Consider the following 14,048-nt stretch of genomic DNA (forward strand, 5'->3'; position numbering starts at 1 on the left):
TCGCATGCCACGTTCGTTGTTGCGCCAGTTGCTGCTGATCTGGGTGGTGATCCTGGCTGCCTGCGTGGGCGTGGCCACGATGCTGTATGGCCTGTACCGACAGACCGAAGGCGTGCGCCTGGACGAGGCGCGCCAGCAGTTGACCGCGCAGTGCACGCGCATCGTGCAGCGCTACGCCGGCGCGAGCGAGGCGGCGCGCAGCGGTGACAACGGCGCCGGGCTGGCTGCAGTGGTGGTGCAACTGGTGCTGGCCGATGCGCCCGGTGTGGAGGGCGGGGTGTGGAATCTCGACAAGGGATTCGTTGCCTACGCCTATCCCACCTATGACGGCAGCGATCACAAGACCGATATCCCGGCGGCCGAGTGGACCACGATCGTCAGCACTGCACGGCAGAGTGCGGTGGGCAACAAGGCCGTGGAGTTTCGTCGCGACGGCAGCCGTGAAGTGGTGTTGATCAGCGCCTGCCCGTTGGCCGCCGGCACGGTGGCATGGACCATGTCGCGGGTGCCGGCGAGCACCTCCGATGCCTGGCGGCCATTGGTGATCGGCATGTTGCTGATCTTCGCCATGGTGGCGGTGTCGGCGATCGCGCTGGGCGTGGTGGTGCGGCGCTGGAGCCAGCGCCTGCAGCGCATCCAGCAGGCGCTGGCCGCCGATACCGAACTTCCGCAGATTCCGGTCACCGGTGCCCCCGAACTGGACCGGCTGGGCGCTGCGGTGAGCGATTACGCACAGCGCAATGCGCAGGCCCTGGCGCAGACACGGCGGCTGGCCGAAGAGCTGGCACGGCACGAGCGGCTGGCCGCGCTCGGGCGCCTGACGGCCACGGTGGCACACGAGATTCGCAACCCCATCGCCACGATGCGCCTGGCGGTGGAGAACGACATCGCCATGCGCCAGGGCACGCCGGACGATGCCGCACACGGCGAGCTGATGCTGGGGCAGATCCGTCGCCTGGACGGGGTGGTCGAAAGCCTGCTCGGCATGGTGCAGCCGATCCGCCTGCAGCTGGAAACGGTGGTCGTGCAGGACTGGCTGGCGACCTTGCTCGATCCGGCCTTGCGCCCACCAGGCGCGCCTGCGCCCCGGTTGCGTGCCCCGGACACGCCGCTGCATTGGATGCTCGACCCACAGCAGCTCGGGCGCGCCGTGCACAATCTGCTGCGCAACGCGCTGCAGCACGCCGATGCCGGCAGCACGGTGACACTGGAGGCCAGCGCCAGCGATGGGTTGCTGCAGCTACAGGTGAGCAATCGTGGCGCGGCCATCGCCGAGACCATCGCGGCGCAGCTGTTCGAGCCGTTCGTCAGCGGCCGCAGCGACGGCAATGGCCTGGGGCTTGCGCTGGTGCGCGAGATCGCCCGCGCACATGGCGGGCAGGTGCGTTACGCACACGCCGACGGCATGACCCATTTCATCCTGGAGCTGCCATGGCGCGCATCCTGATCATCGACGACGACGCGGCGTTTCTGGCCACCTTGCAGGCAACGCTGCGCTCGCTCGGCCATACGGTGATCGCGGTCGATAACGGCGCCGATGGATTGATGCGCCTGCGCGAGGGCGGCATCGCGCTGGCGTTCGTGGACTTCCGCATGCCCGGGATGGACGGGATCCAGGTGCTGCGTGCGCGTGCGGACGATCCGCGCGCGCGCCAGGTGCCGCTGGTGATGCTCACCGCGTACGCGTCCAGCGGCAACACCATCGAGGCGATGACGCTGGGCGCATTCGATCATCTGGTCAAGCCGGTGGGGCGTGCCGATATCGTCGAGGTGGTGGAGCGTGCATTGGCAAGTCGCGCCGATGGACACACCGATGCCGAAGCCAGCGAACCACCCGACGACGATGGCCTGGTCGGCCACAGCCCGGCCATGCGCAACGTGCATAAACGCATCGGGCTGGCGGCGGCTTCCGATCTGCCGGTGTTGATCACCGGCGAAACTGGTACCGGCAAGGAACTGGTCGCGCGCGCCCTGCATCGCGCCAGCGCACGCGCGGCGTCGGCATTCGTTGCGGTCAATTGCGCGGCGATTCCGTTGGAGTTGATGGAAAGCGAATTGTTCGGCCATCGCAAGGGCGCCTTTTCCGGGGCGACCAGCGACCGCATCGGCCTGATTCGCGAAGCCGATGGCGGCACCTTGTTTCTGGACGAGATCGGCGACATGCCGCTGCCGATGCAGGCCAAGTTGTTGCGCTTCCTGCAGGAAGGCGAGGTGACGCCGCTGGGCGGGCGCGGCGCGCAGAAGGTGGATGTGCGCGTGCTGGCGGCCACGCACCGCGATCTGGCCGCGTGGGTGGCCGCAGGGCAGTTCCGCAGCGATCTGCGTTATCGCCTGAATGTGGTGCCGATCGAACTGCCGCCGCTGCGCGAGCGCGGGCAGGACATCGTGCTGCTCGCGCAGTACTTCCTGCGTACCGGCGACGGCGCGGCGCGTGCGTTGTCGGCGGATGCGCAAGCGCGGCTGCTGGCCTACCCATGGCCCGGCAACGTGCGCGAGCTGCGCAATGTCATGCAACGCAGCCAGCTGCTGGTGCGCGGCCACAGCATCGTTGCCGCGGATCTGGACGACGCGCTCGATCACAGTGCCGAGCAACCCCTGACGACCGCGCCGCTGCAAGGCACCCTGCCTGAGGCAGTGGCGCGGCTGGAGAAGCAGATGATCCAGGACGCACTGGCGCACAGCAGCGGCAACCGCGCCGAAGCCGCGCGCCGGCTCGGCATCCATCGCCAGCTGCTGTACCGCAAGCTCGATGAGTACGGCTTGCATTAGTCGCGGCGATCAGGCCGAACGCCATGTGTGCAGGCTGACGCGTTGGTCACCACGCAGGAAGCGCACAGCAGCACGCACACTTGTTGTCGCGCGCACTGTTGCTGGTTGCTTGCCGCCGCTGCCACTTGCAGCATTGGCCAACGGCATTCCACCAGCAAACAGTCAAACGGTGCAGCCGAAAGTGCAGCACCACACGTGTGAAATCCAGCCCTGACATCCGCACGCGCGCGCCGCCGTTGACCGTGTCCAACACGTTCTTGCCCTGCGGAGTCGACGCACACCCCAGGCTACAAAGTGTCTGCAAAGCGGACAGAGGTGTATGAAACGCAGACGCCTGTCCGTAAGCGTGCACCTGCAAACCCCTTGTAAAACAACGGATTCGACGTTGGCACGATTGCTGCTTTATCTCCAGGGCGAGCGGCATCCCTGCCGCGTTGGAGACATCGCATGATTCGTCAGACCGCACTTGCTTTTGCGCTGGCCTGCAGCGTGGCGACCGCCGCCGCGCAGGCTCCCACACCGCCTGCGGCACCGGTGGCACCGCGTGCGCCGGTCGGCACGCCACCGCCGGCACCACCGCTGCCGCCCGCACCGCCTGCCCCGCTGGCCGCCACGCCAGTGCGCATCACCGGCACGGTCGAGCGTTTCATGCTCAATCCCAACGGCGAGGTCGATGGCCTGTGGTTGCGCGATGGCACCCAGGTGGCGTTTGCGCCGCATCTGTCCGGGCAGTTGCAGGAAGCGGTGCGCCGTGGCGATACGGTGAGCGTGCAGGGCTATCGCCTGGGCAGCCTGCCGGTGCTGCGCGCCAGCAGCATCCGTTCCAATCGTGGAGGGCGTGAGGTGGTCGACCGGCCGCCAACCGCCGCCATGCCGCCGCCGGCGCCGGCACCTGCCGCGTTGACGCCGTTGCAGGCGGAAGGCCGCATCGAGCGGCTGGTTTACGGCCCGGGTGGCGAGACCAATGGTGCATTGCTCAGCGATGGCACGCTGGTGCGGATGCCGCCGCACCTGGCACTGCAGTTCGGCGATCTGCTGCGGGCCGGCGCGCCGTTGAGCGTGAGCGGGTTCGGGGTGGCCACCGCCAACGGCCGCGCCATCGAAGTCACGCAACTGGGCCGCGATCGCGCCTCGCAGCGCGCGTTGTTCAGCCCACCGCGCCCGGACGGCCCGGTGCCGCCCGCACCACCGGCGCCGCCTGTCCCGCCGGCCGCACCGCCAGCGCCAGCTCCGGCGCCGCGTTGATTCACGGCGTCGCCGTCCACGCGGTGGCGCGTACCTCCGTTGCGCTTTCCTTTATGCGCCTTCCGCCACGTGCCATGCGTGGCGGCGGGCGCGGCTTGCCGGCAGTGGCCGGTCCTTCCTTCTCTGGAGTTTTTTCATGCATTGGGTCGATCCTGATTTCCTTCCCGAAACCCGCGGCACGCTGGCGCGCTTTCTGCTCAATCCCAAGGCCGATATCGACGGCCTGCTGCTGACCGACGGCACCGAGGTGCACACGCCGCCGCATCTGTCCGCCGCCTTGCTCAAGGCGCTCAAGCCCGGCAGCACCTTGACCGTGCGTGGCCTCAAGCCGCGCGATGTGGACATGCTGGTGGCCCTGGCGATCGATCCGGAAGGCGGCAAGCGCATCGTCGATGACGGCCCGCACGGGCCGCACGCCAAGCCCAAGCCCAAACCGCCCGCCGGCAAGCCGCCCAAGCCGCCCAAGCCGCAGCTCAGCCAGCACAGCGGTACCATCGCGCGCTTGCTGCATGGCCCGCATGGGCAGGTGCATGGCGTGTTGCTGGACGACGAGGTCACGGTGCGGTTTCCGCCGCACGCCGGTGCGGACTTCGCCAAACAACTGGTGGTCGGCAAGACGCTGGTGGCCGAAGGCGATACCAGGACAACCCCGCACGGCGTGCTGATCCACGCGCATGCGCTGGGCACCAAGGCCGCGTCGCTGAAGCAGATCGAGCATCCGCATGGCCCGGGTGCGCATAAGCCGAAGCCGAAGCACTAGCAGTACGCAATGCGACTGCCGCGTTGGCGCGATGCGATCGGCATCGGGTTGCCCATGCAGCCCAGCGCGCGCAGTCGCCTTTCATCGTTTCGTGGAGAGCGCCGATGCGCATGAGCACACCGCGTCCCCGTGGCAGCCGCGCACTGGAGGCGCTGCATTTCAGCGTGGCCGACGTGCAGGACGGGCTGGGGCCGTTTCTGAGTGTGTTCCTGCAATCCAGGGGCTGGTCGGTGGCAGCGATCGGCACGGTGATGAGTGTGGGCGGCATCGCCGGCATGCTTGCCACCACCCCGGCCGGCGCACTGGTCGACACCACCCGGCGCAAGCGTGCCGTGGTGGTGGTCGGCTGCCTGGCGATCCTGCTGGCCACGGCGCTGATCTGGCTGCACCCGACGTCCTCCGGCGTGGTGACCGCGCAGATCGTCTCGGCATTGGCGGCAGCCGGTATTGGCCCTGCGCTCACCGGCATCACCCTGGGCCTGGTGCACGCGCGCGGGTTCGATCATCAACTGGCGCGCAATCAGGTCGCCAACCACGCCGGCAACATGCTGGCCGCAGTGCTGGCCGGCTGGCTGGGGTGGCGTTTCGGATTTGCGGCGGTGTTCGTGCTCACTGCCGCCTTCGGCGTGCTGGCGATCGCGGCGGTGCTGCTGATTCCGTCTGAGGCCATCGACCACCGCGCCGCGCGCGGCCTGGGCCAGGCCGATGGCGCGGACAGCCTCAGCGGCTGGCGGGTGTTGTTGACCTGCCGACCGCTGGCCTTGCTGGCCATCACCCTGGGGTTGTTCCATCTGGGCAATGCGGCGATGTTGCCGCTCTACGGCATGGCCATCGTGGCTGCGCATGCAGGCGATGCGAACGCGCTGACGGCCACCACCATCGTGGTCGCGCAGGCCACGATGGTGGTGGTGGCATTGTTGGCGATGCGCTGGATCCGCGTGCACGGGCATTGGTGGGTGCTGCTGGTGGCCTTCATGGCCTTGCCACTGCGTGCGCTGGTGGCGGCGTCGCTGATCCAGGGCTGGGGCGTGTTTCCGGTGCAGATCCTCGACGGACTCGGCGCCGGCCTGCAGGCCGTGGTGGTGCCTGCGCTGGTGGCGCGATTGCTGCAGGGCACCGGGCGCGTGAATGTCGGCCAGGGCGCGGTGATGACGGTGCAGGGCGTGGGCGCGGCGCTGAGCCCGGCCTTGGGTGGCTGGCTGGCGCATGCCTTCGGCTATCGCATCGCGTTTCTGGCGCTGGGCGGCATCGCCGTGCTGGCGGTGGCGTTGTGGGCAGGCTGCCGTGGCATGCTGCAGGCAGCAAGCGATGCCGGGTGATGCAGTGAGGCGTTGGCACGGGCACCGCAGCGGCAAGCGAACCGCAACGCCCGGGGCGGTCATGCGCGTGGAGCATGCGCCGGACGCTGGACCGACGTATGCGGCATGCAGCGCGTCGGCAGCGGGCGGACGGATTCCCCGTCAGGCAGCCGTCCGCATCGCCGCGGCTATCTGCCGCCGCTGAAGTCCCACTGGCGCCAGGCTTCGAACACCATCACCGCAACGGTGTTGGACAGATTGAGGCTGCGGTTGTCCGGGCGCATCGGCAGGCGCAGCCGGTGCTGCGGCGGGATCGACTCCAGCACGTCGGCGGGCAGGCCGCGGGTTTCCGGGCCGAACAGGAAGGCATCCCCATCGGCAAACTGCGGTGCGTCGTAACGCACGGTGCTGCGCGTACTCAGTGCAAACACGCGCTTGGGCGCGATCGCGGCCAGGGCGGTGGGCAGGTCGGCATGTACCTGCAGGGTGGCGTATTCGTGATAGTCCAGGCCGGCGCGTTTGAGCTGCTTGTCGCTGAGGTCGAAGCCGAGCGGCTCGATCAGGTGCAGGCGCGCGCCGGTGTTGGCGCACAGGCGAATCACATTGCCCGTATTGGGCGGAATTTCCGGTTGGAACAGGATGACATCGAGGACGGGGGCTGACATGCGCGCAGTGTAGCTGCGCGCATGCTCAAAGGCTGATGGCGGCGTTGACCAGCGCTTCCAGTTCGACCGGCGCCGGCTGCAGCTGCGGCACCGGCAGGTTGACGATGACCTGGCCCATCAGCGCGCCGATGGCAGCGGCAGCCTGGCCGGAGGTGCTCTGCGCGGTGGCAGCGATGCTGCGGGTCACCAGTGCGGCGCGCTGGTCGGCCGACGGACGCACCTGCACCGCAGCGAGGGTGACGACGCGCGGGCCGGCCTGTTCGGCGGCCAAGGCGGCCAGCTGATCGGCGGACGGACGCACCTGCACGGCGGCCAGGGTGCGGATGGCGCTGGTGCGTTCCAGCGTCTGCTGGGCAAGCTGGTCGGCCGATGGGCGCACCTGCACGGTGTCCAGCGTGGTCAGGCTGCCGGCCTTGGCGAAACCGGCCAGGGTGGTGCCGGCAAGCAGGGCGGCGGAGAGGGCGATGCGCAGGGTCTGGGTCTTCATGGCGAGGTCTCTTGGTGTGGGTGGTTAGTGGTGTGGTAGTAATGTAGTACACCGTTTCGGTAAGCGCAACGACTTTCGTGGCGCGATTTTATTTATTCAGCTTGCAGTCATTTTCAGTCGTCGAGACAACTGGCTTCGTTGCCTGCCCATGACATGGAGCAAGCAACGTGCCAATGGCAGATCATTGTTTTGCAAGGGATTTGCGCGCGGAGGCCGTGTCCGCGTCCGGACACCCGGACGTGTGTGCGGGCGGCGGACACCGCTGGAATCGAGAAAACACGACGATCGGGTCGACGTTCAGTGCGCTGAACGAGTGGCGTGCGGCCATGCGGCGCAACCCGATCGCCGGCCGGCAACTGCGGCACAATCCGGCTTCGTCCTCAGGGGTCTACGACTTATGCGCGTGCTGATGCTGTCTGTTCTGGTTGCCGCCACCACCGCGGCCTGCACCTGGGTGCCCATCGAACAAAGCGGCAAAAACGTGCAGGTGCTGCCCGCAGGCCCTGTGCCAGCTGGCTGTCAGCAGCAGGGCGAAGTGGTGGTGTCGGTCAAGAGCAAGGTCGGCTTCTACAATCGCAACCCGTTGCGGGTGCAGGAAGAGCTGGAAACGCTGGCACGCAACGAGGCGCCGGGCGCCAATGCCAACACGGTCCAGGCGCAGGGTCAGCCGGCCGATGGCAGCCAGCGTTTCAATGCCTTCCGCTGCCCGCCGCGCTGAACCGTTGGGCTGGGGCGCGGCCGCTGCAATTGTAAAGATGCGGTAAAACGAGCCAGCGGCTAGACTAGCGCCCCCTCGCCTGACGCCATGGCGCTACTTCGATGCTCTTCCAGAATGTCTCCATCGCGGGACTGGCGCATATTGATGCGCCGCACACGCTGACTTCCAAGGAAATCAACGAGCGCCTGCAACCGACCTACGACCGCCTCGGGATTCGGACCGACGTGTTGGGCGACGTTGCGGGTATCCATGCACGGCGCTTGTGGGACCAGGATGTCCAGGCCTCGGACGCCGCCACCCAGGCTGCACGCAAGGCACTGCTCGACGCCGGCATCGGCATCGAGAAGATCGGCCTGCTGGTCAACACCTCGGTGAGCCGCGACTACCTGGAGCCGTCCACGGCCTCCATCGTGTCCGGCAACCTCGGGGTCGGCGATCACTGCGTCACCTTCGACGTGGCCAACGCCTGCCTAGCCTTCATCAACGGCATGGACATCGCCGCCCGCATGCTCGAGCGCGGCGAGATCGACTACGCGCTGGTCGTCGACGGTGAAACCGCCAACCTGGTGTACGAGAAGACCCTCGAGCGCATGACCTCGCCCGACGTCACCGAAGAAGAGTTCCGCAATGAACTCGCTGCGTTGACCCTGGGTTGCGGTGCCGCGGCCATGGTGATGGCGCGCACCGAGCTGGTGCCCGACGCGCCGCGCTACAAGGGTGGCGTGACCCGGTCGGCCACCGAGTGGAACAAGCTGTGCCGCGGCAACCTGGACCGCATGGTCACCGACACCCGCCTGTTGCTGATCGAAGGCATCAAGCTGGCGCAGAAGACCTTCCTGGCCGCCAAGCAGGCGATGGGCTGGGCGGTGGACGAACTGGACCAGTTCGTCATCCACCAGGTCAGCCGCCCGCATACTGCGTCGTTCGTGAAGTCGTTCGGCATCGATCCGGCCAAGGTCATGACCATCTTCGGCGAACACGGCAACATCGGCCCGGCTTCGGTACCGATCGTGCTGAGCAAGCTCAAGGAACTCGGCCGTTTGAAGAAGGGCGACCGCATCGCGTTGATGGGGATTGGTTCTGGCCTGAACTGCTCGATGGCGGAAGTGGTCTGGTAAGTTGCAACATATGACGTGTTAAAAAAAATGGATTTTTAGTACACGTCATTGCATCATGTTCGCTCTTGCAACATGACCGGTGTAGGCATGGATGACGCGCTGGTGTTTAATCCCGAGCAGCCCTACAACGCGCTCCCGCCGCTTCCTCCGGCGGGAGATATCGAAACGCGCGCCTTGCTCAAGGCCTGCATCGTGGCGCGCACTGCGTTGGCCGAGCTGAAGCAGGCCACCGCATTGCTGCCAAATCCGGCAGTGCTGATCAATACGATCCCGATCCTGGAAGCACAGGCGAGTTCGGAGATCGAAAACATCGTCACCACCACGGATGACTTGTTCCGTTATGCAGACGATCAGGAGCGCGCCCAGAATCCGGCGACCAAGGAAGCCCTGCGTTACCGTAGCGCGCTCTACGAAGGGTTCCAGTCGCTGCAGCAGCGACCGCTATGTACAGAAACCGCCGTGGTGGTGTGCAGCCGCATTAAAGCTGTGCAAATGCAGATCCGTCGCGTGCCCGGGACTGCGCTGGCCAACGATCAGATCCAGCAGATCATCTATACCCCGCCCGTCGGCGAGACATTGCTGCGCGACAAGCTGGCCAATTGGGAGCGTTTTATTCATGAATGCACCGATATCGATCCATTGATCCGGATGGCGGTCGCGCACTATCAATTCGAAGCGATCCACCCGTTCACCGATAGCAACGGGCGTACCGGACGTGTATTGAATCTGCTGATGCTGATCGAGCAAGGCCTGCTTGATGTCCCCGTCCTGTACTTGTCGCGCTACATCATTCGCCATCGCAGCGATTACTATCGACTGCTGCTGGATGTCACCCGGTACGGTCGCTGGGCCGAGTGGATTCAGTACATGCTTGCCGCCGTTGCAGAGACAGCTGCGTGGACGACGGCGAAGATCCAGGCGATCCGAGGATTGGAGACGCGGGCGCGTGATCATGTGCGCGAACACGCCCCCAAGGCCTACAGCCGCGAACTTGTCGAAGTGGTCTTCAATCAGCCCTATTGCCGCATCCAGAATGTCGTGGACGTGATGGGCGTGACTCGGCAGACCGCTGCACGCCATCTAAAGGAACTGGTGACCATCGGTGTGCTGCAAGAGCAGCGGCTGGGCAAGGAAAAACTGTTCCTGCACCCTGCATTCCTGAAACTTCTGTCCGGCGATGGTCATCAACTACCGCCTTATCCAATGCCTTCGACGGAAGCGCGATGAAGCCTGTAATTGATCCAGGTAGCCGTCTTGCGCGCAGTGGGTTGAGCATGTCGCGGCGTGGCGACCACTATGATGTCCAATCTCTACGCACGGCAGGCCAACGCTTGCGCCATGTGCGCTCTCTCGAATCGAATCGGATGCGTTTGGCATGAACTACCCCGGCTATCCCTTCACTCCCCAGCGCCTTGAGGTGCGTCCCGGCATTGCGATGTCGTATCTGGACGAAGGCCCGCGCGATGGCGAGGTGGTCGTGATGCTGCACGGCAATCCGTCGTGGAGCTACCTGTGGCGGAATCTGGTGAGCGGCCTGTCGGACCGTTACCGCTGCATCGTGCCGGACCATATCGGCATGGGGCTGTCCGACAAGCCGGACGATGCGCCCGACGCGCAGCCACGTTACGACTACACGCTGCAGTCGCGCGTGGACGACCTGGACACGCTGTTGCGGCATCTGGGCATCACCGGCCCGGTCACGCTGGCGGTACACGACTGGGGCGGCATGATCGGGTTCGGCTGGGCGTTGTCGCATCATGCGCAGGTCAAGCGGCTGGTGATCACCAATACCGCTGCGTTCCCGTTGCCGCCGGAAAAGCCGATGCCGTGGCAGATCGCGATGGGCCGGCATTGGGGCCCGGGCGAGTGGTTCATCCGCACGTTCAATGCGTTTTCCTCCGGTGCGTCCTGGTTCGGCGTGTCGCGGCGGATGCCGGCCGATGTACGCCGTGCGTATGTGGCGCCCTACAACAATTGGCGCAACCGCATCTCCACCATTCGCTTCATGCAGGATATTCCGCTGTCGCCGGCCGACCAGGCCTGGTCGCTGCTGGAGCGCTCGGCGCAGGCATTGCCCGCGTTCGCCGACCGGCCGGCGTTTATCGCCTGGGGATTGCGCGACATCTGCTTCGACAAGCACTTCCTGGCCGGCTTTCGCAAGGCATTGCCGAACGCCGAAGTCACCGCGTTCGACGATGCCAATCACTACGTGCTGGAAGACAAGCACGAAGTGCTGGTGCCGGCGATCCGTGCGTTCCTGGAGCGCAATCCGCTCTGACCCGGTCATCAGGATGCCGCGGGCGCCCGGCAGGTAGGTGCGGGCACGCGCCGGGGCTGGAGTAGGTCAGTGGCCAGGCCGATGCCGGGCATCGGCCGCGTCGCGTGCGGTGCCGCGCGCCGTAAACAGGCGTGCATGCACCCGCAGCGATAGTCGCTACAGCGGCGGCAGCGGATTGCGCTGGGCATCGTCCACGCCCAGCCAGTCGGCTTCGGTCAGTGCATGCAGGCCGTGCGCCAACCGGGATTTGTCGCATTGCGCGCTGCGCTGGCCAAACTCCAGCGAGGCCGGTACGGCGGCACAGGAGGAGGGTCGGCGATCATGGATGCTGCAGCGGCTGTAGCGGCCGATGTCTGCGTCCAGCGCGATGCAGCGCGGCTGCGATTGCGACGTGCCGCGCATGACCCGCTCGTGCGTGCGCAGCGCATCGGTCAGCTCGATCGGCACCCTGCCGCCCAATGCGGGGTCGGCTTCGCTCCAGTGGAAACTGACGCGGAAGTAGGCGCAGCAGGCGCCGCAGGTAAGGCAGGGATGTGCCATGGAATGCCGGGCCTTGCGCGGCAAAACAACGTGGAGAGCGCGGCATTCTGACCGAACCACGGCGCGATACAAGTGGCGCATCGCGGCGGCAGGTTAGTGATTCATGCGCGTGCGCGCCGGAGGAGCGGCGCGCGCTGGGGGCGAGCAGGTTGCCTGTCGGGTGCTGACGACCGCCTGCCGCGTCGGCATTGCCAGAGTGTTCGCGTGTAGAACGATCACCAGCGACCGGGGGAATCGCTGACGCGCGCTTTTCGCAGGCACTCGACCACGTTGCAATGCGCCTAAAAATAAAAGACGCAGGCGCGGAGGTGGCAGTGATTACTGCACACTTGCGCTGCCAAGGCCTGGTTACCTTGCAGGGAAAACCATCGTTGTGCCGTCGCCGAGCGTCGCGTGCATCTGCGACGTTGAGCCGGATGCAAGCGGCCGGTACCGTCGGCGGATGGGTGATAATGCGGCAATGACCACTCTTTGCAATATCGCCGCCACCCTGCCGGAGCTCGCGCGCGAGCGCCCCGACCAGATCGCCATCCGTTGCCCGGGCCGCCGCGGCGCCAATGGGTTTGCCGCCTACGATGTGACCTTGAGCTATGCCGAGCTGGATGCGCGCAGCGATGCGATCGCCGCCGGGCTGGCGCTGCACGGTATCGGACGCGGTGCGCGCGCGGTGGTGATGGTGCGGCCGTCGCCGGAGTTCTTCCTGCTGATGTTTGCCTTGTTCAAGGCCGGCGCGGTGCCGGTGCTGGTGGATCCGGGCATCGACAAGCGCGCGCTCAAGCAGTGCCTGGACGAAGCGCAGCCGCAGGCGTTTATCGGCATTCCGCTTGCGCAGCTGGCGCGTTGCCTGTTGCGTTGGGCGCGTTCTGCAAAGCAGATCGTCAGCGTCGGCGGCCGTTACGGCTGGGGCGGGGTGACATTGGCGCGCGTGGAACGCGATGGCGCCGGCGCCGGCAGCCAGCTGGCCAACACCGGGCCGGGCGATGTGGCCGCCATCCTGTTCACCAGCGGCTCGACCGGCGTACCCAAGGGGGTGGTGTACCGACACCGGCATTTCGTCGGCCAGATCGAGTTGCTGCGCAATGCCTTCGGCATGCAGCCCGGCGGCGTGGATCTGCCGACGTTCCCGCCATTTGCGTTGTTCGATCCGGCACTGGGGCTGACCTCGGTGATTCCGGACATGGATCCGACCCGCCCGGCCACCGCCGATCCGCGCAAATTGCACGATGCGATCGACCGCTTCGGCGTGACGCAGTTGTTCGGCTCGCCGGCGTTGATGCGCGTGCTGGCCGATTACGGGCAGCCGCTTCCCAACGTGCGCCTGGCCACCTCGGCCGGTGCGCCGGTGCCGCCGGATGTGGTGGCCAAGATCCGCACGCTGTTGCCGGCAGATGCGCAATTCTGGACGCCGTATGGCGCCACCGAATGCCTGCCGGTGGCGGCGATAGAAGGGCGCACGCTGGATGCCACCCGCGCGGCCACCGAGGCCGGCGCCGGCACCTGTGTCGGCCAGGTCGTCGCGCCCAACGAGGTACGCATCATCGCCATCGACGATGCAGCCATTCCCGAATGGAGCGGCGCGCGCGTGCTGGCGGTGGGCGAGGTCGGCGAGATCACCGTCGCCGGTCCCACCACCACCGACACCTACTTCAACCGCGACGCGGCCACGCGGATTGCCAAGATCCGCGAGCGCAACGCGGATGGCAGCGAACGCATCGTGCATCGCATGGGCGATGTGGGGTATTTCGATGCCGAAGGACGCTTGTGGTTCTGCGGGCGCAAGACCCACCGCGTGGAAACCTCCACCGGCCCGCTCTACACCGAGCAGGTGGAACCGGTCTTCAACGTGCACCCGCAGGTGCGGCGCACTGCCCTGGTCGGTGTCGGCGCGCCCGGACAGCAGCAGCCGGTGCTGTGCGTGGAACTACAGCCAGGCGTTGCGGCATCGGCGTTTGCGCAAGTGGAAACCGCCTTGCGCGCGCTGGGCGCGGCGCATCCGCACACCGCAGGCATCACGCGTTTCCTGCGCCATTCCGGGTTCCCGGTGGACATCCGCCACAATGCCAAGATCGGCCGCGAAACGCTGGCGATCTGGGCGGCGCAGCAACGTGGCTGAGCTGTCGATGCACATCGCGCAGGGACTTGGCCGCATCGCCAATCCCGGCTGCGCCCG

13 protein-coding genes are annotated in these 14,048 nt (G+C 66.6%); 10 read left to right on the forward strand and 3 right to left on the reverse strand.

Annotation, left to right across the window (positions count from 1 at the left end):
- Positions 1–4 precede the first annotated feature (4 nt).
- The 5 genes from CPBF1521_RS01130 (at position 5) to CPBF1521_RS01150 (ending at position 6,093) form a co-directional block, all read left to right on the forward strand.
- Positions 5–1,447 (forward strand): sensor histidine kinase, encoded by a 1,443-nt coding sequence (locus tag CPBF1521_RS01130; protein ID WP_115675633.1) that lies wholly within the window; start codon positions 5–7, stop codon positions 1,445–1,447.
- The gene (locus CPBF1521_RS01135; protein ID WP_115675634.1) at positions 1,432–2,769 is read left to right on the forward strand and encodes a sigma-54-dependent transcriptional regulator; all 1,338 of its coding nucleotides are present in this window, start codon (positions 1,432–1,434) and stop codon (positions 2,767–2,769) included. Before CPBF1521_RS01130 ends, CPBF1521_RS01135 begins: the two co-directional genes overlap by 16 nt.
- A 447-nt stretch (positions 2,770–3,216) precedes the next feature.
- Positions 3,217–4,014, forward strand: a complete 798-nt coding sequence (locus CPBF1521_RS01140) for a hypothetical protein (RefSeq protein ID WP_115675635.1) — start codon at positions 3,217–3,219, stop codon at positions 4,012–4,014.
- 136 nt (positions 4,015–4,150) lie between these two features.
- Entirely contained in the window at positions 4,151–4,774 is a 624-nt protein-coding gene (locus CPBF1521_RS01145) for a hypothetical protein (protein WP_115675636.1), read from the forward strand.
- A gap of 104 nt (positions 4,775–4,878) precedes the next feature.
- On the forward strand, positions 4,879–6,093 hold the full coding sequence (locus CPBF1521_RS01150; protein WP_115675637.1) for an MFS transporter: 1,215 nt from the start codon (positions 4,879–4,881) through the stop codon (positions 6,091–6,093).
- 167 nt (positions 6,094–6,260) lie between these two features.
- On the opposite strand, the gene CPBF1521_RS01155 is transcribed toward CPBF1521_RS01150, so the two are convergent.
- Both CPBF1521_RS01155 and CPBF1521_RS01160 read right to left on the reverse strand, forming a co-directional pair.
- Complete coding sequence (locus CPBF1521_RS01155; RefSeq protein WP_104585404.1) at positions 6,261–6,737, reverse strand: tRNA (cytidine(34)-2'-O)-methyltransferase; 477 nt, start codon at positions 6,735–6,737, stop codon at positions 6,261–6,263.
- A 25-nt stretch (positions 6,738–6,762) separates the two neighbouring features.
- Complete coding sequence (locus CPBF1521_RS01160; RefSeq protein ID WP_115675638.1) at positions 6,763–7,224, reverse strand: XAC0231 family protein; 462 nt, start codon at positions 7,222–7,224, stop codon at positions 6,763–6,765.
- Between the two features lie 397 nt (positions 7,225–7,621).
- On the opposite strand from CPBF1521_RS01160, the gene CPBF1521_RS01165 reads away from it, so the two are divergent.
- The 4 genes from CPBF1521_RS01165 to CPBF1521_RS01180 all read left to right on the forward strand — a co-directional run bounded on the left by CPBF1521_RS01165 (position 7,622) and on the right by CPBF1521_RS01180 (position 11,338).
- On the forward strand, positions 7,622–7,942 hold the full coding sequence (locus CPBF1521_RS01165; RefSeq protein WP_104649618.1) for a DUF4156 domain-containing protein: 321 nt from the start codon (positions 7,622–7,624) through the stop codon (positions 7,940–7,942).
- A 101-nt stretch (positions 7,943–8,043) separates the two neighbouring features.
- Positions 8,044–9,060 (forward strand): 3-oxoacyl-ACP synthase III, encoded by a 1,017-nt coding sequence (locus CPBF1521_RS01170; protein WP_016903994.1) that lies wholly within the window; start codon positions 8,044–8,046, stop codon positions 9,058–9,060.
- 87 nt (positions 9,061–9,147) lie between these two features.
- A complete protein-coding gene (fic, locus tag CPBF1521_RS01175; protein WP_181901060.1) occupies positions 9,148–10,287 on the forward strand; it encodes a protein adenylyltransferase Fic in 1,140 nt (379 codons plus the stop codon).
- Positions 10,288–10,435: 148 nt separating this feature from the next.
- A complete protein-coding gene (locus CPBF1521_RS01180; RefSeq protein WP_115675640.1) occupies positions 10,436–11,338 on the forward strand; it encodes an alpha/beta fold hydrolase in 903 nt (300 codons plus the stop codon).
- 156 nt (positions 11,339–11,494) lie between these two features.
- On the opposite strand, the gene CPBF1521_RS01185 is transcribed toward CPBF1521_RS01180, so the two are convergent.
- Positions 11,495–11,878: a YkgJ family cysteine cluster protein gene (locus CPBF1521_RS01185; protein ID WP_104585398.1), complete on the reverse strand. Its 384-nt coding sequence runs from the start codon at positions 11,876–11,878 to the stop codon at positions 11,495–11,497.
- A 460-nt stretch (positions 11,879–12,338) separates the two neighbouring features.
- On the opposite strand from CPBF1521_RS01185, the gene oleC reads away from it, so the two are divergent.
- Positions 12,339–13,991, forward strand: a complete 1,653-nt coding sequence (oleC, locus tag CPBF1521_RS01190; protein ID WP_115675641.1) for an olefin beta-lactone synthetase — start codon at positions 12,339–12,341, stop codon at positions 13,989–13,991.
- Positions 13,992–14,048: the final 57 nt, after the last annotated feature.

The sequence above is a fragment of the Xanthomonas euroxanthea genome, from assembly GCF_900476395.1.
In the GTDB taxonomy this organism is placed as follows: Bacteria; Pseudomonadota; Gammaproteobacteria; order Xanthomonadales; family Xanthomonadaceae; genus Xanthomonas; species Xanthomonas euroxanthea.

Excerpts from the sequence above, each read along its gene's own strand:
- CPBF1521_RS01130 (WP_115675633.1), top strand. The coding sequence starts at position 5 with ATGCCACGTTCGTTGTTGCGCCAGTTGCTGCTGATCTGGGTGGTGATC.
- CPBF1521_RS01135 (WP_115675634.1), top strand. The coding sequence starts at position 1,432 with ATGGCGCGCATCCTGATCATCGACGACGACGCGGCGTTTCTGGCCACC.
- CPBF1521_RS01140 (WP_115675635.1), top strand. The coding sequence starts at position 3,217 with ATGATTCGTCAGACCGCACTTGCTTTTGCGCTGGCCTGCAGCGTGGCG.
- CPBF1521_RS01145 (WP_115675636.1), top strand. The coding sequence starts at position 4,151 with ATGCATTGGGTCGATCCTGATTTCCTTCCCGAAACCCGCGGCACGCTG.
- CPBF1521_RS01150 (WP_115675637.1), top strand. The coding sequence starts at position 4,879 with ATGCGCATGAGCACACCGCGTCCCCGTGGCAGCCGCGCACTGGAGGCG.
- CPBF1521_RS01155 (WP_104585404.1), bottom strand. The coding sequence starts at position 6,737 with ATGTCAGCCCCCGTCCTCGATGTCATCCTGTTCCAACCGGAAATTCCG.
- CPBF1521_RS01160 (WP_115675638.1), bottom strand. The coding sequence starts at position 7,224 with ATGAAGACCCAGACCCTGCGCATCGCCCTCTCCGCCGCCCTGCTTGCC.
- CPBF1521_RS01165 (WP_104649618.1), top strand. The coding sequence starts at position 7,622 with ATGCGCGTGCTGATGCTGTCTGTTCTGGTTGCCGCCACCACCGCGGCC.
- CPBF1521_RS01170 (WP_016903994.1), top strand. The coding sequence starts at position 8,044 with ATGCTCTTCCAGAATGTCTCCATCGCGGGACTGGCGCATATTGATGCG.
- fic (WP_181901060.1), top strand. The coding sequence starts at position 9,148 with ATGGATGACGCGCTGGTGTTTAATCCCGAGCAGCCCTACAACGCGCTC.
- CPBF1521_RS01180 (WP_115675640.1), top strand. The coding sequence starts at position 10,436 with ATGAACTACCCCGGCTATCCCTTCACTCCCCAGCGCCTTGAGGTGCGT.
- CPBF1521_RS01185 (WP_104585398.1), bottom strand. The coding sequence starts at position 11,878 with ATGGCACATCCCTGCCTTACCTGCGGCGCCTGCTGCGCCTACTTCCGC.
- oleC (WP_115675641.1), top strand. The coding sequence starts at position 12,339 with ATGACCACTCTTTGCAATATCGCCGCCACCCTGCCGGAGCTCGCGCGC.